General features: G+C 46.1%; 19 protein-coding genes. 9 read left to right on the plus strand and 10 right to left on the minus strand.

The features are described 5' to 3' along the window. Position 1: 1 nt before the first annotated feature. From efeO to cidR, 5 genes are all read right to left on the minus strand, one after another. The gene (gene efeO / locus V756_RS0101845) at positions 2 to 1,159 is read right to left on the minus strand and encodes an iron uptake system protein EfeO (protein WP_024713155.1); all 1,158 of its coding nucleotides are present in this window, start codon (positions 1,157 to 1,159) and stop codon (positions 2 to 4) included. Then, the gene (gene efeU / locus V756_RS0101850) at positions 1,156 to 2,601 is read right to left on the minus strand and encodes a ferrous ion permease EfeU (protein WP_024713156.1); all 1,446 of its coding nucleotides are present in this window, start codon (positions 2,599 to 2,601) and stop codon (positions 1,156 to 1,158) included. Before efeU ends, efeO begins: the two co-directional genes overlap by 4 nt. A 155-nt stretch (positions 2,602 to 2,756) precedes the next feature. Continuing rightward, complete coding sequence (gene thiE / locus V756_RS0101855) at positions 2,757 to 3,425, minus strand: thiamine phosphate synthase (RefSeq protein WP_024713157.1); 669 nt, start codon at positions 3,423 to 3,425, stop codon at positions 2,757 to 2,759. Then, a complete protein-coding gene (thiM, locus tag V756_RS0101860) occupies positions 3,422 to 4,240 on the minus strand; it encodes a hydroxyethylthiazole kinase (RefSeq protein WP_024713158.1) in 819 nt (272 codons plus the stop codon). The genes thiE and thiM overlap by 4 nt, the downstream gene beginning before the upstream one ends. Before the next feature lie 7 nt (positions 4,241 to 4,247). Then, positions 4,248 to 5,156: a cidABC operon transcriptional activator CidR gene (gene cidR / locus V756_RS0101865; RefSeq protein ID WP_024713159.1), complete on the minus strand. Its 909-nt coding sequence runs from the start codon at positions 5,154 to 5,156 to the stop codon at positions 4,248 to 4,250. 105 nt (positions 5,157 to 5,261) lie between these two features. On the opposite strand from cidR, the gene V756_RS0101870 reads away from it, so the two are divergent. The 4 genes from V756_RS0101870 to V756_RS0101885 all read left to right on the plus strand — a co-directional run bounded on the left by V756_RS0101870 (position 5,262) and on the right by V756_RS0101885 (position 7,845). Then, positions 5,262 to 5,648, plus strand: coding sequence for a CidA/LrgA family holin-like protein (locus V756_RS0101870; protein WP_003222205.1), 387 nt, complete (start codon positions 5,262 to 5,264; stop codon positions 5,646 to 5,648). Next, complete coding sequence (locus V756_RS0101875; protein ID WP_024713160.1) at positions 5,630 to 6,307, plus strand: CidB/LrgB family autolysis modulator; 678 nt, start codon at positions 5,630 to 5,632, stop codon at positions 6,305 to 6,307. The genes V756_RS0101870 and V756_RS0101875 overlap by 19 nt, the downstream gene beginning before the upstream one ends. Positions 6,308 to 6,410: 103 nt before the next feature. Next, entirely contained in the window at positions 6,411 to 7,613 is a 1,203-nt protein-coding gene (locus tag V756_RS0101880; protein WP_024713161.1) for an MFS transporter, read from the plus strand. A gap of 34 nt (positions 7,614 to 7,647) precedes the next feature. Continuing rightward, the gene (locus V756_RS0101885; protein ID WP_014481283.1) at positions 7,648 to 7,845 is read left to right on the plus strand and encodes a YwbE family protein; all 198 of its coding nucleotides are present in this window, start codon (positions 7,648 to 7,650) and stop codon (positions 7,843 to 7,845) included. A gap of 34 nt (positions 7,846 to 7,879) precedes the next feature. On the opposite strand, the gene V756_RS0101890 is transcribed toward V756_RS0101885, so the two are convergent. Beyond that, the gene (locus V756_RS0101890) at positions 7,880 to 9,067 is read right to left on the minus strand and encodes a class I SAM-dependent rRNA methyltransferase (RefSeq protein ID WP_024713162.1); all 1,188 of its coding nucleotides are present in this window, start codon (positions 9,065 to 9,067) and stop codon (positions 7,880 to 7,882) included. A gap of 122 nt (positions 9,068 to 9,189) precedes the next feature. On the opposite strand from V756_RS0101890, the gene glxA reads away from it, so the two are divergent. Next, positions 9,190 to 9,570 (plus strand): glyoxalase GlxA, encoded by a 381-nt coding sequence (gene glxA, locus V756_RS0101895; protein WP_003236077.1) that lies wholly within the window; start codon positions 9,190 to 9,192, stop codon positions 9,568 to 9,570. Positions 9,571 to 9,608: 38 nt separating this feature from the next. Here glxA and V756_RS0101900 read toward each other — a convergent pair whose 3' ends face one another. Continuing rightward, positions 9,609 to 10,286: a DUF2711 family protein gene (locus V756_RS0101900; protein WP_024713163.1), complete on the minus strand. Its 678-nt coding sequence runs from the start codon at positions 10,284 to 10,286 to the stop codon at positions 9,609 to 9,611. A 75-nt stretch (positions 10,287 to 10,361) separates the two neighbouring features. Then, on the minus strand, positions 10,362 to 11,696 hold the full coding sequence (gene celB / locus V756_RS0101905; RefSeq protein ID WP_024713164.1) for a PTS cellobiose transporter subunit IIC: 1,335 nt from the start codon (positions 11,694 to 11,696) through the stop codon (positions 10,362 to 10,364). A gap of 225 nt (positions 11,697 to 11,921) precedes the next feature. Here celB and epr point away from each other — a divergent pair, with 225 nt between their 5' ends. The 3 genes from epr (at position 11,922) to sacY (ending at position 16,582) form a co-directional block, all read left to right on the plus strand. Next, complete coding sequence (epr, locus tag V756_RS0101910; protein WP_024713165.1) at positions 11,922 to 13,859, plus strand: minor protease Epr; 1,938 nt, start codon at positions 11,922 to 11,924, stop codon at positions 13,857 to 13,859. A 444-nt stretch (positions 13,860 to 14,303) separates the two neighbouring features. Then, on the plus strand, positions 14,304 to 15,686 hold the full coding sequence (locus tag V756_RS0101920; RefSeq protein WP_024713166.1) for a sucrose-specific PTS transporter subunit IIBC: 1,383 nt from the start codon (positions 14,304 to 14,306) through the stop codon (positions 15,684 to 15,686). Between the two features lie 53 nt (positions 15,687 to 15,739). Then, on the plus strand, positions 15,740 to 16,582 hold the full coding sequence (sacY, locus tag V756_RS0101925; RefSeq protein ID WP_024713167.1) for a transcription antiterminator SacY: 843 nt from the start codon (positions 15,740 to 15,742) through the stop codon (positions 16,580 to 16,582). A 51-nt stretch (positions 16,583 to 16,633) separates the two neighbouring features. Here sacY and V756_RS0101930 read toward each other — a convergent pair whose 3' ends face one another. Both V756_RS0101930 and V756_RS0101935 read right to left on the minus strand, forming a co-directional pair. Beyond that, positions 16,634 to 17,494, minus strand: a complete 861-nt coding sequence (locus tag V756_RS0101930; RefSeq protein ID WP_024713168.1) for a glycosyltransferase family 8 protein — start codon at positions 17,492 to 17,494, stop codon at positions 16,634 to 16,636. Positions 17,495 to 17,604: 110 nt separating this feature from the next. Continuing rightward, positions 17,605 to 18,318, minus strand: coding sequence for a YwaF family protein (locus V756_RS0101935; protein ID WP_024713169.1), 714 nt, complete (start codon positions 18,316 to 18,318; stop codon positions 17,605 to 17,607). 188 nt (positions 18,319 to 18,506) lie between these two features. On the opposite strand from V756_RS0101935, the gene V756_RS0101940 reads away from it, so the two are divergent. Continuing rightward, on the plus strand, positions 18,507 to 19,874 hold the full coding sequence (locus V756_RS0101940; RefSeq protein WP_024713170.1) for a M28 family metallopeptidase: 1,368 nt from the start codon (positions 18,507 to 18,509) through the stop codon (positions 19,872 to 19,874). Positions 19,875 to 19,914 lie beyond the last annotated feature (40 nt).

The raw sequence follows: 19,914 nt of genomic DNA on the forward strand, positions 1-19,914 counted from the left end.
TTTATAGCACATTCGCAATCTTCGACATGGTTTCAGAAAGAGTCGTCAGCTTTGTGCTCAGCTCTCTGATTTGATCTTCACTTAATTTATCATAAGACGTGTAGGACTGATCATTTGTTTTGTATTTTGCCATTAAAATTTCAAATTCACTGAACTCTTTGTCCAGTTTTTCCGTCAGGTCAGAGTGATCTTTCACAAGCGCGCTTTTTACTGTTTGATAAACAGCCTCGGAGCCTTCCACATTCGCCATAAGGTCGGCTAAATCAATTCGTGAGTAACGCTCTTCTTCTCCCGTGATTTTCGAAATGCCGGCTTCGTTTAGAAGCTCCATCGCGCCTGCTACCATTTGTTCAGGTGTTAATTTCAGTGCTTCAATTGAACCGTCAAGCTCTTTTACATCCTTGAGAAGCTGGTCAGCTGCTGCCTTTTCCCCGGAAATATCTTGATCCTTCCAGATGGCTTTCTCAAGCTTATGGAAACCTGTCCATTTCCCCCCTTCTTCAACATCGTTTTCACGGGCATCAATTTTCGGATCAAGATCTCCGAGGCTTTCAGCGATCGGTTCGATTCGCTCGTAATAAACACGCGCTTTTGCATATAATGTTTTAGATTTTTCGATATTGCCGGACTTCACGGCGTTTGTAAATGTTTCAGTCGCTTTGACAAGCTGATCGCTCTGTTCTTTGACATATTCTTTATATTCGTCCGCTGCTTTCGCCAGCTGATCACTTGCCTTTTTGCTGCTCTTTTTCGCATCTGTCAAGTCTTCTAAGGACGCTTTCAGTGACTCGGATTCTGTCTTGATTTTGTCTGTATCCGGCTTGTCTTTCTGCGCTTCTGTGTAGATTGGCTGAAGGTGCTTTTCGATTTCGGTATATTCAAACGGATAGTCGCCGCGAATGTCATTTTCAAAGGAAAGCCAGTAGCTGTTTAACTCTTTCCCTTTCTTTTCAATCTCTTTTTGGTCGCCTTTTTCCGCTGAATCATTCAGCTTGGAAATGATGGTTTCCATTTTATCTACAGATGCAGCGATCTCGTTCGTGACCCCGCTTTTTTCAGATGGAGCTTTTTCTTTGGTTGAGGATGTGTCATTGGCTCCGCAGCCCGCGCACAGCGCAAGGATGCATCCGGCTGATACAGCGATTTTTATAACATTCATTTTGTCAGTTCCTTTCCATTTGTAAAATGTTTTGCCGCTTCTGAAACAAGTGCAATCAGTAAAAAAAGTAAAACCAGCATTTGCGGAATTGCGCTGTACACGGAGGGATAAATCCCCAACACCGATACAGACGGCAGCCAGCTTTCTGCTTCAGACGGAAGAATGCCCGCCAGCTGCAGGCTGTGAACGCCTGTTCCGAGAAATTTCACGCACATATACAGGACGACTGCCATGGACAGCAGGAAAAACGGCTTCAATGGGATACGCATGCCGAGCTTAATCATCAGAACACCGACGATGACGAGAACGATAAGCCCCGCGGCAGTTCCGCCGATCAGCTCAGTGAGCGGAAGCTTTCCGACAAGCCCGATGAAAAAGATGACCGTTTCCAGTCCTTCTCTTACAACGGCCAGAAATGCAATGAGGGCAAAGGAAAGCAGGCTTCGTTTTTTCAGAGCTTGTGACTGCTGGATATTGATTTTCTCTCTCCATTTATCCATTGAGGCGTTTCTGTGCAGCCATACTCCGACATATAACAGCATGACAGCTGACAGTACGCCGGTGATTCCGCCAAGCAAGAAATTGTTTTCTCCGAATACGGCGGAGGAGAACAGAAGCGTGACACCGATGCCGGCTGCCAGAGAAACTGCCATGCCGGCGGACGCCCCGCCCCAGATCCATGCCGAGGAACGCGTGACACGGGCTTTTTTTGTCATGGTTAAAAGCGCCCCAATGACAAGCAGGGCCTCCATCCCTTCACGAATTGGGATCAGCGCCGCATCCCACCAGCTGTAGCTGCTTGAGGCGATCGGCTCAAGCAATTGAATCATTTCATCTATTTGCTTCGATACCTTTTCGGGATGGCTGCCGATCTCAGCCTTCATCAGCGCAAGATGTTCCTCTGACGTCGTATAGGCTTCTTTCGATTGAGAAACGACGTCTCCCTCAACAGCGAGCCAGGATGTAATTAAATTGTCGATTGCGGATGACGCTTCATCCAATTGTTTTTTTTCTATTAACTGTTTCGTGTCTTTCAAACTTTGTATATAGGCTGTTAAGGACGCTCTTGATTGATCCGAGGAGGTCTTTTTGAGCACGACAGCCTGCTGATAGGTTTCTAAATGAGAAGACAGTTCTTCAAGCTGTGTTTTCAGCTTGGCCGCGTCTTGATTGAGAAAAGAAAGAGAAATCATCGCGATATTCGAGTTCATTTTGCTGTAGGAAGAAAGATTTTCCTTCTTAATAGAAGGTGCTTCTTTTTTCCACTTTGCTTTGAAGGTTTCAAACGTTTGTTGTGCCGAGTCCATATCTCCATCTTTTACGGATTTGATCATTTGCTTGTTTAATTGAACCAGCGCATCGACCGGATCGTCTTCCGCATGCGCCGCAGAACCGAAAACCATCAACAAGGTGAATAAAATAAGTGCCAGCCCCCGAGTCATCATGTTCCTCCTCTAACTGAAAATGATTATCATTATATATCATAATCATAGCCAGTTCCTGTTCTTTGTCAATTAAAATTTGAAAATTAAAAACCTTGATGCCACAGCAAAAAGGCCGCCCTTTACAGGACAGCCTTTTGAAAGAAGAGGAACGTTTATCCTCCTGTTTTATACGTTTGAATCTCTTGATAAAATTTGCGTGCGGCAGCCTCTGGGTTCTCCGATTGACTGATCGCGCTAATCATGCTGACACCATCGGCCCCCGCTTGGATAACAGGTGCGGCATTTTTGATTGTGATGCCGCCGATGCCGACAATCGGAATGCTGATGCCTTGGCGGCGAACCGCTTCGATGAGAGATACACCCTGTACGGCTCTCGTATCCTTTTTCGTTTCTGTCGGATAGATTGGCCCGAGCCCGACATAATCGGCGCCATCTTCTTCGGCTTGCTTCACCTCAGACATTGTATGGGCGGAAACGCCAAGAATCATATCGCCTATGGCGTCTCTCACCTCTTTAGCATTTGCATCTTCCTGTCCGATGTGAATACCGTCAGCCTTTAGTTTCAAAGCCAGCTCTACGTCATCATTGACAATAAAAGGAACATCGGCTTCACGACAGGCTTCCTGCACGCTTTTAGCGAATTCAATCCGCGCTTCTCCTGTGAGTGCATCCCTGCCTTTTTCACGAAACTGGTACAGAGTGGCACCGCCTTTTAACGCTTTTTGTACCACAGTGACAGGATCGACTTTCGTATTGTTCGACCCCATAATGAAGTAAACAGATAATAACTCTTTCATCATTTCCCGAGAAATACGTGTCATGAGACAGCCACCCTTTCTATTTTCGCCAGTTCTTGTACGTCTTGTTCAGTAACAGATGAAAGCTTGTTCAGCAATTCAATTTGAAAGCTTCCCGGACCTTTGTCAGCAGTCTGCCGGGCGGCAAGCTGTGCTGCAACCCCATACGAAGAAATAGCGGCGATAGCAGCAAACAATGGATTTTCTTCCACAACGCTAAACGCACCGACAACAGACGTCAGCAGGCATCCGGCGCCTGTCACTTTCGTCAGGAGCTTGTGGCCGTTATGGACGGTATATACGTTCGACGTGCCGGCTATGACATCGACTTCGCCAGTGATCGCAATGACCGTGTTGAGCTTTTGCGCCGCCTGCTGGGCCAGCCGGATGATGTCGCCTCCGCCTTCTCCCGCATCAACACCTTTAATCAGCCAATCTGTCACGCCAACAGTATGGGCAATTTCCGCCGCGTTTCCTCTGATCGCAGAGAGGCGCACCTCACGAATGATGTGACGCGCCGATTCCGTGCGGAACGGTGTTGCTCCGGCGCCGACAGGATCAAGAATGACGGGGACGCCATGTTCATTGGCTGATTTTCCCGCGATGATCATCGCTTCGACTGATTCCTTGCTCAGCGTTCCGATATTTAAAACGAGCGCACCCGCGATCTTTGCCATGTCTGCGACTTCCTCTTTCGCGTACGCCATAACGGGTGATGCGCCGAGGGCGAGCAGGCCGTTTGCTGTAAAATTCGTTACGACATTGTTGGTTATGCTGTGCACCAGAGGGCTATGCCGGCGGACAGCTGTAAGGCATTTTGCTGCTGATTGTGCATCCATGTTCGCATCATCCTTTTTTACTATCTTTTTTCGGGTCCCATAAATACGATTTCGTATGTTCGAGCCAAGCTCTGGCCGCAAAGGGCAAGTAGCGGTCTTTTCTCCAAATAATGGCGAGGTGCCAAGGGATGACCGGATCGACAAGCGGAATGACTTTCACTTTTTCCGGGTCAAGTCCGCGGCATATCCGTTCCGGCAAAAGCCCGATTCCAAGGTTGGCCGACACCATCTCACTGATAAAATCCCATTGGGAGGTTTCGTAAATGATATGAGGCCGGAATCCAGCCTTGATACATTCCGTCATAATTCGATTGTGCAGGACAAAATCCTCCCTGAAGAAAATAAAAGGCTCATCCTTCAACTCAAGCAGCCTGCACTCTTTTTCGTCTGCCAGCCGGTGGGAAGGGTGAACGACAAGCATCAGGGTTTCTTTTACAATTGTAAAAGAATGAAACATATCTTCATTTGCGGGAAGAACGACAACACCGATATCAAGAGAGCCGTCCCCGACACCTTCTTGGACTTTTATAGAACCGTCTTCGACAAGCTGAAAGGTGATATTCGGATAATTTTCACGGAAATTTCCGAGCACTCGCGGGAAAAATCCCGATCCAATCATCGGAGGCAGTCCGATCCTCACGTGCCCTTTCTTGACCTCCATAATATCATTTAATTCTGACGTCAGGTTTTGAAATGATTTAATAATTTCCTGCGCCTGCACATACATGCTCTGGCCGGCGTCAGTCAATTCCACCCGCCTGCCGTTTCGGTAAAACAGTTCGATGCCGAGCTCCTCTTCTAAGTTCTTGATCATTTTTGATATCGTCGGCTGAGAAACATAAAGGGATTGGGAAGCCTTCGTAAAGCTTTTTAATCGGGCGACTTCCAGAAAATATGTTAAATGGCGGATATCCATGTGCTTCACCCTTTCTATAGACAAAAGGAATACTTATTATTCTTTATATATATTTTACCTATAGCGCTAGCTTATGTACAATAAGAATATAAGGGAGGCATCAATATGAAAAAACTGTTGCTAACCGTTATTCAAATCGCTCTGTTATTTATATTTGCTCGGCTGATTAATTGGGTGACAGCCCTTCTTCATATAAATATTCCCGGCAGTATAATCGGGATTGTGATTCTTTTCACATTATTACACTTTAAGATTATCAAGCTTGAATGGATAGAGCTTGGCGCGGCGTGGCTTCTCGGGGAGCTGCTTTTATTTTTTATCCCGTCTGCCGTCGGAGTGATTGAATACGGAGACATTATGTCGAAATTCGGTGTCAGCATTCTGCTTGTTGTCATCATCAGCACGTTTGTCGTGATGGTGTCTACAGGAACGCTTACACAAATCATTGCAAAAAGAAAGGAGAAAAAGCATACGTGTTCATCGGAATTGTAAGTTTGTTTTTAACGGTTTTGGTGTATTTAGGAGCAAAAAAGGTATATCAACGCTTTCCGCGTGTCTATACGTCGCCGCTATTGGTGACGCCCGCTGTGTTAGTCGGTCTGCTGCTGCTGGTGAATGTACCGTACGAGTCCTATAACCTCGGCGGCGGATTTCTGACCGATATGCTTCAGCCGGCCACCGTGGCATTCGCGATCCCACTATATAAATATTTCCCTGTTTTAAAGAAATACGCAGTGGAAATTATTTTGAACGTGGCCGTCGGTTCGTGCATCGCGATTATTTCAACCGCTCTTATTGCGAAATGGCTTCACCTCGGCACAGGCTTAATTGACAGCCTCGTCCCCAGATCAGTGACAACGCCGATCGCCATGAACGTATCTGAAATGATCGGGGGCATGCCTGCCGTCACTGCCGTGTTTGTGATTTTAACCGCGTTGCTCGGCACAGTGATCGGCCCGATGGTCATCCGATACTTCCGCATCGATAACGAAATCGCGCGGGGCGTGCTGCTTGGCACAAGCGCACACGGAGCCGGGACGTCTAAAGCATTTGAGCTCAGCTCTGTGTCCGGCACGATTTCCAGTGTGTCGATGATCTTAGCTGCAATCATGACGCTTTGCGCGGCGCCGTTTTTACTTTCATTTATGTAAAAAACTGTCCTCTCGAGGGCAGTTTTTTTTATGTGTTCCTCCTTATTGAAAAGCTGGAGAATTCCAATATAATGTATTTGTGGATACCAAAGGAGGCACCCCCATGCACAACTTGCAGGTGAGACGGCATTATGCCGCGTTAAAAGGGTTTTATTTGTTTGCTTTTCTCGGCACGGGCAGCATCATCCCCTTACTCAGTATGTTTTTAACGAAAGAACAGCATTTAAGCGGATCACAGGTAGGCTTGATCATGTCACTCGGCCCGATTGTGATGATTTTCTTTCAGCCGTTTTGGGGCATGCTGAGCGACTATACGCAAAAAACGAAAAGCCTGCTGGCGGTTTGCACCTCAATCACAGGTATCATTGGATTAGGCTATATTGCATTTGACGGCTTTCCTCTGTTTATTTTGATTGCGGCCTGTTTTGCAGCCTTTCAAAGTACGATTATCCCATTATCGGACAGCATTTCATTAAGGTACACACTAGAAACAAACGGCAACTACGGCGGAATTCGCCTGTTTGGTTCTCTCGGCTTCGGTGTCGCGGTGTTTGTTATGGGACAGGCAACGAATCAGCTGTATCCCATTCATGTGATCTTTATCTTCGGCTGTATCTTTCTGTGCATTGCCGCCATATTGGCTTCTCAAATGCCGGGCCAGCAGAAAGTGAAAACAAAGGTCAATATCCGCAAAGGATTCCGAGAGCTTATCAGCAACAAAACGTTCCTCATCTTTATGATCATCACCTTTACGACATTTGCTCCAAACTTAGCGAACAATACGTATTTCAGTCTTTTTCTGGACAAAAGCGGCGCATCGCTTTCCGCCATCGGCATTTTATTTTTCATCGGCGTCATTTCAGAAATTCCATTTATGAGATTCGCCCAAACATTTATAAATAAAATGGGGCTGCTCAACGTCATTATGCTGTCAGGCGGGGTTTCATTATTCAGGTGGGCGCTCTATTTCACAGCGCCTTCATTATGGATCATTTATACGACGGTCTTTCTACAAGGAGTGGCCATCGGTTTATTTATCCCCGCGGCGCTCCAATACGTGAAAAAGATTACGCCGAGCCACATTGAAGCGACGGCGCTGACCATGTACGCCGCTATCGGCAATGGATTCGGCAACTGGTTCTGCACATTTGCAGGCGGGTACATTTTTGACTACGTCTCGATTTTCGCAGTCTACTTGCTGTTTGGCGTTTTGAGCATCGCAGGCTTTGGGCTGACATTATATTTAATGAAGGCGGAAAAAAATAAACATACACTTCATCAGACGGCTGTTACTTTTAAACCATAATGACTATAATGAACAAAAAGAAAGGATGAGCGCGATGAACGGGCAAGAGAGAAACAGCATTTCGAAAGGGTTACAGGTGGATATTGTATTGAAAGAGGATCAAAAAACAGGAAAACTGACACGAGGGACAGTGAAGGATATTTTGACGAAGTCAAGCTTTCATCCGCACGGCATTAAAGTGCGGCTTGAAGATGGGCGCATCGGCCGCGTCCAGCAGATCATTTCTACATAAAAAAAGCTGCTCCTGAACAGGGCAGCTTTTTGCTTTATTTTTTCTTAAGAAAAACCACTTTTAGGTAGTTGCCCTCAGGAAACGCCGAAATCGTTTTGAAATCCTCCGGCAGTGTAAATTCCTCAATGATGGTGTAGCGTTCATTTGTTTCTTTAAAGGCGGCATCGATGAAACCTTTAAATTTCTTCATCCCGAAGGCGCTGCTGTTTGTGGAAGCAACGATGATGCCTTTGTCAGCTGTAATAGCGATCGTTTCCTTCAGCAGGTTTTTATAATCCTTGGCCGCGCTGAAGGTGCGTTTTTTTGTACGCGCAAACGAAGGCGGGTCGAGAATAATCAGATCAAAGCGCAGATCTTTTTTCGCCGCGTACGAAAAATAGTTAAACACGTCCATCACTTTAATGTCGTGTGCCTCATAGTCCAGCTTGTTCACGCTGAATTGCTCGATCGTTTTGGCCAGGCTCCGATTTGCCACGTCGACGCTTGTTGTTTTCTCCGCTCCGCCAAGCGCCGCTGCCACGGAGAATGCACCCGTATAAGAAAACGTGTTTAACACTGTTTTCCTTTTTGCATACCGGTCTCTGATCGCCTTGCGCACATGTCTCTGATCCAAAAAGATGCCCGTCATGGCGCCTTCATTCAAATCGACCGCGTATTGAATGCCGTTTTCCTGAATGATGATTGGGAACTCGCCTCTTTCCCCCTTGACGAAGTCATCATCTTCGACGTATTGTCCGGCCGTGTCGAAGCGTTTCTTCTCGTAAATCGCTTTATAATCAAGGTCCAGCTCATCCAAAGCGGAAACCAGCATGTCTTTAAAGGTGTAAATGCCTTTGCTGTACCATTGAACCAGCAGGTAACCGTCATAATAGTCGATCGTGACGCCGCCAATGCCGTCGCCCTCACCATTGAACATACGGAAAGCCGTTGTATCTTGAGCTGCGAAAAGTTTGGCGCGCGCTTGAACCGCTTTTGTTAGTTTACTGAGAAAAAACACTTGGTCAATCTGTTCTTGTTTATTGCGGGTAAGCGTCCAGCCGACCCCTTTGTTTTGCAGACCATAATAGCCCCGCGCGAGAAACTCGCCGCTCTCTGACACGATATCCACGAGGTCTCCTTCTTTTACGTGCCCCGCACTCCCTGCGAGAGCTTCCTTATCGATAAGCGGATAGCCTTTTTTGATTTTTGCAGCATGTGCGTTCTTTAAGGTGAGTAGCTTCATATCTATTCGTCCTCTTTCTGTTTGCTTTCCCTTATCGTACCACAAAACGCCAAGATGTCTGCATTGACAGAAAGGAAAGGTTTTTCTACGATAGACAAATAACAATTACGAGGAGGATCAGCATGGCAAAACGAATTGATCATACAGGCATTATGGTAAGGGATATCAACGCGTCCATCACATTTTATGAAGAGGTTCTCGGCATGAAATTGAAGGATCGCATCACACACACGAATGGCGTGATTGAGCTTGCTTTTCTCGGCTTTGAAGATGGCCCGGAAACAGAAATCGAACTGATTCAAGGCTACAGCAGCGAGCTGCCTGTCGAAGGAAAAGTGCACCACATTGCCCTGCTGACGGATGACATCGCGGCTGAATATACAAAAGCGGAAAGAATGAACGCGAAATTTATCGACGAAGAGATCACGACACTTCCAAACGGATACCGTTATTTTTATATCGAAGGTCCTGACGGTGAGTGGATTGAGTTCTTCCAGCGTTAAAAGCAAAGAACGTACATGTTGAGATGTACGTTCTTTGTTTATGTATACCAACTGATATGCGTGGACTCATCGCAAATCATGGCCTCCCAGTCCATAAGCCGAACCCATTCATTGATGCTTTCATCTTTGGCTAAAAATACATTAATGAATGAATCGTATACACTCATAAACACAAAGTCCATTTTGTCATCCATCAAAATGAGCTCTGCGGCGGCATCATCAAGGACCGTACGCAAGTTAGCCTCTGTTATATCCAGAAAGCCGCTGTTTTCCACAATTGGTTCTGCGTAATAAAACCGATTGGATCCGTTCGCACCTAATACCTTTACCAAACTGGGAATATGAAAAGGAGAAATATGATCCTCACTGGGATAAAAGAGATCTCCTTTTATATTTACATGTAAAAGATCCGCTAAATCCTCTCTCGCGCACTCATCCCTTAAGGCGCCTATTGACGTCATTAAAGCAAGCGCCAGCTCAGCATGTGTTTTAAAGCCGCAAGAGGACATAACCTTCTTCCAGGAAACAGCCTTGCCTTTTCCTCTGATGTCATCATCGTTTGGGTAAATATGCTCGTAATCATTTTTTCTCTTTGCCTTTTCCCATCCTTCAGGCATTTGGATAAAAGGAGAAAATATAATAGCAGCTGATGAGTATTCAACTGGTACTTGTTGTAAGATTGGTGATTCGTCATCTAACCATATGTATTCTAGCATGCGCACCCCCTTTACATATTCTAACATCTTTCGGTTAAAAGAAGGTAATCAGCCCTATGACAGGCTGATTATCTATTACAATCCATTTTTATCTCCGGCTTCAACCGCACTCTCTTCCTTCCATTTTTGATGATCCCATATTCTGAAAAACGGATAGTAGATAGTGCAGGTGATCAGCAGATTCACCAGCTGCATAACGGCGCCCGACACCTTTCCGCCTGTTGCCAGGTAGCCTGATATGAGCGGCGGCATCGTCCATGGCACGGCGATTCCGGCCGGCCTCGCCACCAGTCCGGTGCTCATACCGATATAAGTCGCGGTAATTGTGAGGAGGGGCGCGATGATGAATGGGACGATGAGCAGCGGGTTCATGACAATCGGCATGCCGAAAATAATCGGCTCGTTGATATTAAATAGCGCGGGGCCAATCCCCAATCGGCCAAGCTGTTTCATTTGTTTGCTACGGGACCGCACAAGCATCGTCAGGACAAGCGCCAGCGTCGCTCCGCTTCCGCCGACATTGATCCAAATTTGAAAAAACTGAGTCGTAAAAATACTCGGCAGCGCCTCGCCTGCCTGAAACGCGAGACGGTTGGCATCCATCGCACCGTACCAAATCGGCGACATAATGCCGCCAATGATGGAAGCCCCGTGAATCCCGCACGCCCAAAGCAGCATCTGCACGAATTCAGCGATCAGACTTCCGCCGAGACTGCCGCCAAGAATGGAAAGCGGTGTGCCCAGCAGGTCTCCTACGACATTGTGCAGGCTCTGAAAAGGCGTCATTTCAATCAGAAGACGCGCCAGCCACACGAGAAACACAATGATAAAGCCGGGTATCAGCGCGACAAAGGATTTGCTTACCGCCGGCGGCACGCCGTCTGGCATTTTGAAAACGATGTTTTTTTGAATAATGTACCGATATATTTCAGTTGAAAACAAGGCGATCAGCATGGCGACAAATAAACCCTTGCTGCCAAGCAATGTAATCGGGATTCCGCCTCCAACCATGATGGATTCCGTCGAGCCATCCGGCGTAAACGGCACCTCAAACGGCGTTGCCAATAAAAATGCGGCAATGGATATCGCCCCGGCCGAAAGGGCATCGACACTATAGCTTTCTGCCAGCCGGTAGGCAATTCCAAAAGCGGCGATCATGGCCATAATATCAAACGAAGCATTAACAGGATATCCGAGCTTAACTGCCCACTCTTTCCCAAACACACTCGTCATGAAATCAGCATAACCGGGAATCGGCAGGCTCGTTAAAATCAAAAAGACAGACCCGATAATAATCAGCGGCATGGTCAGGATAATTCCGTCACGCAATGCGCTGAGATGCCGCTGTCCGGCAATTTTCCCAGCGACAGGCATTATTTTTTCTTCCATCACCCGAGTGAACGCGCTCATCTGAAAAGCCCCCTTTTCTCATTGCTTTGTGAACAACCTCCGCAATGTTTTCTTTATCTTATTTTGAAAACGCTTACAAATTCATCTGGAAAATTTCCTCTTCCTGCGGAAAAAATCTGCATGCTGCCAGCTCAATCTTGTTCATAAAAAAATTTTCGCCTTACTATTAAACTCTGTTTTTTCTCCGATATATATATCAAACATCATAGAAAAAGGAGATTCATCATGAAAAACATGTCTTGCAAACTAGTTGTATCAGCCACTCTGTTTTTCAGTTTTCTCGCCACAGGCCCTCTCGCCCACGCGCAAACAAGCAGCGAAAAAGAAGTCATTGTGGTTTATAAAAACAAAGCCGGCAAGGATACCGTCCTTGAGAGCGATGCTGAGGTTGAACAGCAGTATAAGCATCTTCCGGCTGTAGCAGTCACAGCAGATCAGGAGACAGTGAAAGAATTAAAACAAGACCCTGATATTTTATATGTTGAAAACAATGTCTCATTTGCCGCAGCAGGCGGCACGGATGTCAAAGTGCTGTCAGACAGCAATGAGACCTCTGACAACTTCAAGCAGTGGAACCTTGAGCCAATTCAAGTGAAACAGGCTTGGAAAGCGGGACTGACAGGCAAGGATGTGAAAATTGCAGTCATTGACAGCGGCATCTCCCCCCATGATGACCTGTCGATTGCCGGCGGGTATTCAGCTGTCAGTTACACCTCTTCTTACAAAGATGATAACGGCCACGGAACACATGTCGCAGGGATTATCGGAGCCAAGCATAACGGCTACGGAATTGACGGCATCGCACCGGAAGCACAAATATACGCGGTTAAAGCACTTGATCAGAACGGTTCGGGGAATCTTCAAAGCCTTCTCCAAGGAATCGACTGGTCGATCACAAACCGGATGGACATTATCAATATGAGCCTTGGCACGACGGCAGACAGCCAAATCCTCCATGACGCCGTGGACAAAGCATATGAGCAAGGCGTTCTGCTCGTTGCCGCAAGCGGAAATGACGGAAATGGCAAGCCAGTGGACTATCCGGCGGCGTACAGCAGTGTCGTTGCCGTTTCAGCAACAAACGAAAATAATCAGCTTGCCTCCTTCTCAACGACTGGGAATGAAGTTGAATTTTCAGCGCCGGGAACAAACATCACGAGCACTTATTTACACCAATATTATGCGACTGGAAGCGGAACATCCCAAGCGACGCCTCACGTTGCTGCCATGTTTGCTTTGTTAAAACAGCGTGATCCTGCCGAGACAAATGTGCAGCTTCGCGCGGATATGCAGAAAAATATCGTTGATCTGGGAGCCGCGGGCCGCGATCAGCAATTTGGCTACGGCTTAATCCAGTATAAAGCGCAGGAATCAGATGCAGCGTACACGTCCGCAGAGCAAGCGGTAAAAAAAGCGGAACAAACAAAAGCACAAACCGATATCGACAAAGCGAGAGAACTCGTCAGCCAGCTCCCGGATCCCGCCGCAAAAACAGCCCTGCAAAAAAGACTGGATAACGTACAGTCATACAGAAGTGTAACAGATGCGAAAGACAAAGTCGTAAAAGCAGAAAAATATAAAACACAGCAGACCGTTGATACAGCACAAGCTGCCATAAATAAGCTTCCAAACGGAACTGATAAAGCGAATCTGCAAAAACGCTTAGATCAAGTAAAACGCTACATCGCATCAAAGCAAGCGAAAGAGAAAGTGGCGAAAGCGGAAAAAAACAAAAAGAAAACAGATGTTGACAGCGCACAATCAGCAGTCAGCAAGCTTCCGGCAGGTTCAGAAAAAACGGCCCTGCTGAAACGCCTGAACAAAGTGAAAAGCAATAATTTGAAAACGGCGCAGCAATCCGTATCTGCAGCGGAAAAGAAATCAACTGATGCAAATGCAACAAAAGCACAATCAGCAGTCAATCAGCTTCAGTCAAGCAAAGACAAAACATCATTGCAAAAACGGTTAGATAAAGTGAAGAAAAAAGTGGCGGCAGCTGAAGCGAAAAAAGTCGAAGCTGCGAAAACCAAAGTAAAGAAAGCGGAAAAAGACAAAACAAAAAAAGCAAAGACATCCGCTCAGTCCGCAGTGAATCAATTAAAAGCATCAACTGATAAAACAAAGCTGCAAAAACGGCTGAATGCCGTCAAACCGAAAAAGTAACCAAAAAGCCTGCAGGACCTGCATTCTAGGTCTTACAGGCTTTTTTGCATGCCCCAAACCCCCGACACAACCTTTTTCCCATTCAACGCACGGGCTTTTCATACTATTGCTATCCAGCAATGAACAGCATAAAATGAACGTTATTACAGTTATCACCACATATGGAGGGATTGTGACTGTCAGGCAGGCAAGACCCAATGATGCAAAAGGAGTATTAGTGCCTAAAAAACAGGGCATTTTAACCCTTCTTTTCGTGTTGGGATCAGAACGGCGCCATAGACACCCACTATTCTAATGCTCCGTCACCGACGCGGGCATTTTTGTTGTCGCTGCACATTTTGTCATTTTCAGCAGTTTTTCTCACTTTTTTCATTTTGATTGTCAACTTTTCATTTGATACGATGAACAAGCCGACTTTTCTTCAGTAAAGGAGGTTTTGATTGCTTGCAAAAAGAGATTGCAAAAGATTTATTGCTCCTTGCAGGAGGAAAAAGCAATATTATCAACATCAGCCATTGTACGACCCGTCTTCGCTTTGAGGTAAAAGACGAGACGAAAATCGATATACATACCATTGAAGGCCTGCAAGGCGTGCAGGGCACCTTTTTCCGATATGGGCTGTTCCAGATTATCTTTGGAGCAGGCGTCGTCAACAAAATATATAAAGAAGTCATTCACGTGTGGGAGAACACGCCTTCTGAAGAACCTGCTGTTCAACAGAAAAAGGCCAGCCGGAAGCTGAACCCTGTCGCAGCATTTGCGAAAACACTGTCCGATATTTTTGTGCCGATTATCCCAGCAATAACAGCAAGCGGCCTGCTCATGGGGCTGATCGGAATGATTAAGGTGTTTCACTGGTTCACAGCCGACAGTCCGTGGATCAAAATGCTCGACCTCGTGTCCAGCACAGCCTTTATTTTGCTGCCGATTTTGGTCGGCTTCAGTGCAGCACGGCAATTTGGCAACAACCCCTATTTAGGGGCAGTGATCGCAGGTTTCCTGACGCACCCTGATCTGCTGGACCCGTCTATGCTCGGCAGCAAAACCCCCGCTTCCTTAGACATCTGGGGGCTGCATGTTCCAATGATGGGCTATCAGGGTGCCATTATACCGATTCTTCTCTCCGTTTATGTCATGAGCAAAATCGAAAAGCTATTAAAATCGATTGTACCGAAGTCACTTGATGTCGTCATCATTCCTTTTATTACGGTCATGGCGACTGGGTGCCTCGCGCTGATTGTGATGAATCCCGCCGCGTCTATCATCGGCCAGATCATGACACAGTCGATTGTCTATATTTATGATCACGCCGGCATTGCTGCCGGGGCCCTTTTCGGCGGCATCTACTCCACTATCGTTCTATCTGGCTTGCATCATAGCTTTTATGCGATTGAAGCAACGCTGCTTGCTGATCCGCATGTCGGTGTGAACTTTTTAGTGCCGATATGGTCGATGGCGAATGTGGCCCAAGGCGGAGCGGGGCTTGCGGTTTTCTTCAAAACGAAACAATCAAGTCTGAAGAAAATTGCGCTCCCCGCTTCCCTGACCGCGTTTTTAGGCATTGTAGAGCCGATTGTATTCGGGGTAAATGTCAAACTGATCCGTCCCTTTATCGGGGCTGCCATCGGCGGCGCTATTGGCGGCGCATACGTGGTTGCGGCGCATGTCGTGTCGAATTCCTACGGACTGACGGGCATTCCGATGATTTCAATCGTGCTGCCGTTCGGCACTGCCAATTTTGTTCATTATATGATCGGTTTTTTGATCGCGGCCGTCTCTGCTTTTATAGCTACATTGTTTCTCGGGTTTAAAGAAGAGACAGAATAACAGGATTTATTCGTTTTCATTCATAAAACGGGGGATGAAAGGACAAAAAAGCTATGAAAATTAAAAGAATCTTAAATCATAATGCTATCGTCGTAAAGGATCAACATGAAGAGAAGATTCTCTTAGGTGCAGGAATTGCGTTCGACAAGAAGAAGAATGATATTGTCGACCAGTCAAAAATAGAAAAAACGTTTGTCAGAAAAGATACAGCTGACTATAAGCAGTTTGAAGAGATTTTAGAAACATTGCCGGAAGACCATATTCAGATTTCCGAGCAAATTATTTCCCATGCCGAAAAAGAACTGAACATTAAAATCAACGAGCGCATTCACGTTGCTTTTTCTGACCATCTTTCCTTTGCGATTGAACGCCTGAGCAACGGGATGGTCATCAAAAACCCGCTGTTGAATGAGATCAAAGTTCTTTATCCGAAGGAATTCCAGATCGGCTTGTGGGCCAGAGCGCTGATTAAAGATAAACTGGGGATTCACATTCCCGATGATGAAATCGGCAATATCGCCATGCACATCCATACAGCAAGAAACAATGCCGGTGATATGACACAGACGCTTGATATTACAACAATGATCCGTGACATTATCGAGATTATTGAAATCCAGCTCTCAATTAATATCGTGGAAGATACCATCTCCTATGAACGGCTTGTGACCCATCTCCGCTTTGCCATTCAGCATATCAAAGCGGGTGAATCGATTTACGAGCTGGACACGGAAATGATCGATATTATTAAAGAGAGGTTTAAGGATGCCTTCCTGTGCGCATTAAGCATCGGCACATTTGTGAAAAAGGAATACGGCTTTGAATTTCCCGAAAAGGAATTGTGCTATATCGCCATGCATATTCAGCGGTTTTACCAACGTTCAGTCGCACGCTGAGGCAAAGAAAAAACGCTTTTGAGATGGTCAAAAGCGTTTTTTGTATCTGGTTTATTGGTTCATCGCCGGATTGCTGATCGTATTCCACTTTGTATACGACATGTAATGGAAATATTGATCGCGATACGGGTGTTTTGTATTTGAATTCCAAGGCTTTTCTCCGCCGCAGAAGTGGACAATGGCCGGGTTTTCTCTCGTTTCTCTATAAAGCTTCTGGCCTGACAGCGTCGCAGGCGTTTTCATTTTTAATATGATATAGGTTTGAGCGTTCCAGCGCGGATGAAGTTCATACCACTGATCATATAAGATCGCATTCAGCGCATCTTGGTCATGCAGCACAAGGAAGTCTTCCTCCGGGTGTTCATTGATAAAGTTGATGACTTTTTCTGTGATGTTTTGCTTTCTCCAAGGCTCAAAATCAATAATCATGATACCGGAGTTAAAATACTTCCCTGTATCACTGACGTTCATTTCTTTTAAGCGTTCATGCTGCCCCGCATCCTCAACAGCAGCAACTGTATACGGCGCAATATCCAAGTCCCACAGTTTTGAAATATCCTCAAGAATCAGCGCATCACAGTCGATATAAATCATTCGTTTGATGCTCTCATCCTTAATTAAATCAGGAATCGAAATGCGGTAATACGCCGCTTTTGTAATATGGCTGCTCTCCACCGCATGTTCATACATGTTGGGATCCACTTCTAAAAACTCAATCGGCACACCGAACTTCAAAGTGGTTTCTTCCAGTCTTTTTTTGTTATCAGGCTCAATTCCGCCATCAATGACGTATAATTTGATCTTTCTGTCCTGATCCATATTTGTCAATAAAGAAACGAACATCCCACCTAAATGACGAGCATAATTATCATCTGCGCATGACACGATATGCATAATTTCATCTTTCTTCAATGGTATTCATCTCCCTTTGTGTTGTACAAGTTACATACCCTTTTTCAGAAAATTAAACACGATCATCCGACAATTTTTTTAATAGAATGTGTTGTACAACAAAAAAGGTGTCATGTTTTGAACATCCGATAAAGCCAATAAAGAATGTAAAAGCTGGCGATCGTAATCGCTTCAGCCGAAGCGATATACCATGGCCACGGCCCGAGAACATCCAGGAGAGAAGATCCGCCCGGTTTTTTCGTCAAATACATATAATTCGCGCCAAGCCAGCGATCAAGCAGGTAAATACAGCCTCCGTACACATTGACAACCAAGACGGTCATCCATAAAGAACGCTGTCTGAGTCTGTACGTCCCAATTACCGCCATCAGCAGACAGGACAAAAACACGGATCCATGTGAAATAAAAAAGAGGATATATCGGATATGCGGAAATGAAAACATACCGAGGTCCGGAGTGGCAAGCGCCTGAATCGAGCTGCCGATGCCGGCGAAATATATCAATACAAACAGCTTTCGGCTTTTTGTCAGCAGCATAATCGCCGACAAATACACTGACAGGTCACTAAGCTGGAGAGGTAATGAAGTTCGCACCGACCACCTGCCCGCGGCGATCATCCATATGTGATAACCGATTTGCGAACCAAGCAGCAGAAACACAAACAAATAACGCCAAAACCGGCTGGCCTTAGGCCGCTTGACCTCCCGCCGGAAAAGAAATAATAAAATGGCCAAAAAAGCAATAATCGCTAACGTCACCACATGCTCCGCTGAAAAAAGCTGAAACGGATCGTGTTTATAGACCGATTGAACATATTTTTGCAAGATTCCACCCCCGTTTTGTTTAGTTTGGTGTTGTTCGGGCTTTTTTTATTCAATCAAGCAAGACTCCTCCTCAGCGTTCTTTGCAGGTATAAAGCACTGTCTTTTCAAAAGCGCTCTCCATTTTGCAGGAAATTCCCTTAGCATCTCGAAATATTCCCCATCCATACATTAGGGGAGGTTTATTTTTGATGAAAAAGCTTTTGACTGTAATGACGATGGCTGTTTTCACTGCCGGGATGCTGCTCTTGCCGGCACAGAGTGTCACCCCTGCCGCGCATGCCGTTCAGCTCTCAGATAGCGAGCGAGAGCTTCCGTTTAAAGCAAAGCGTGCGTATTCCACCATTTCTCAGCTAAGTGAAGCAATCGGTCCCAGAATAGCCGGAACTGCCGCTGAAAAAAAGAGTGCTCTATTGATCGCTTCATCCTTGAGAAGATTAAAGCTTGATGTGAAGGTTCAACGATTCGATATTCCTGATCGGATTGAGGGCACTCTGTCTTCCGAAGGACGCGACATTCTTCTCAGGGCGGCATCCGGCTCAGCCCCGACTGAGAAACAAGGACTGACGGCTCCGCTTTACAATGCCGGCTTGGGCAATCCAAAGGACTTCACCGCTGACGCTAAGGGCAAGATCGCCTTAATTTCCAGAGGAGACCTGACATATTACGAGAAAGCCAAAAATGCCGAGGACGCCGGAGCGAAGGCTGTCATCATTTATAACAACAAAGAAAGCCTCGTGCCTGTGACGCCAAATCTGTCAGGAAATAAAATCGGCATTCCTGTCGTCGGCATTAAAAAAGAAGATGGAGAAGCCCTCATCCAGCAAAAAGAAGCCACCTTACAACTAAAAGCAATCACTAACCAAACCTCCCAGAACATCATCGGAATCAAAAAGCCCAAAAACATCAAACATCCAGACATTGTGTACGTGACGGCCCATTACGACAGTGTGCCTTTTTCGCCCGGAGCAAATGACAACGGCTCAGGAACCTCTGTCATGCTGGAGATGGCGCGTGTTTTAAAAAGCGTCCCATCTGATAAAGAAATCCGCTTTATCGCTTTCGGCGCTGAAGAGCTTGGCCTGCTCGGCTCCTCTCATTACGTAGATCACCTATCGGAAAAAGAGCTGAAGCGGAGCGAAGTGAACTTCAACTTAGACATGGTGGGCACAAGCTGGGAGAAGGCGTCTGAGCTGTATGTCAACACATTGGATGGCCAGTCGAACGAGGTTTGGGAATCCAGCCATACGGCCGCTGAGAAAATTGGATTTGACAGTCTGTCTCTGACACAGGGAGGGTCATCAGATCATGTGCCGTTTCACGAAGCCGGCATTGATTCCGCCAACTTTATTTGGGGAGACCCGGAAACTGAAGCAGTAGAACCTTGGTATCACACCCCTGAAGACTCAATCGAGCATATCAGCAAAGAGCGCCTCCAGCAGGCAGGCGACCTAGTGACAAACGCTGTCTATCAGGCAGTGAAAATAGAGAAGAAACCGAAAACCATCAAGAAACAAATGAAGGCAAAAGCCTCAGACATTTATGAAGAGATCAAATAAAAAAGACGGCACTTGGGTGCCGTCTTTTTTATAATAATTA

The organism is Bacillus tequilensis KCTC 13622 (assembly GCF_000507145.1).
Lineage (GTDB): Bacteria > Bacillota > Bacilli > Bacillales > Bacillaceae > Bacillus > Bacillus tequilensis.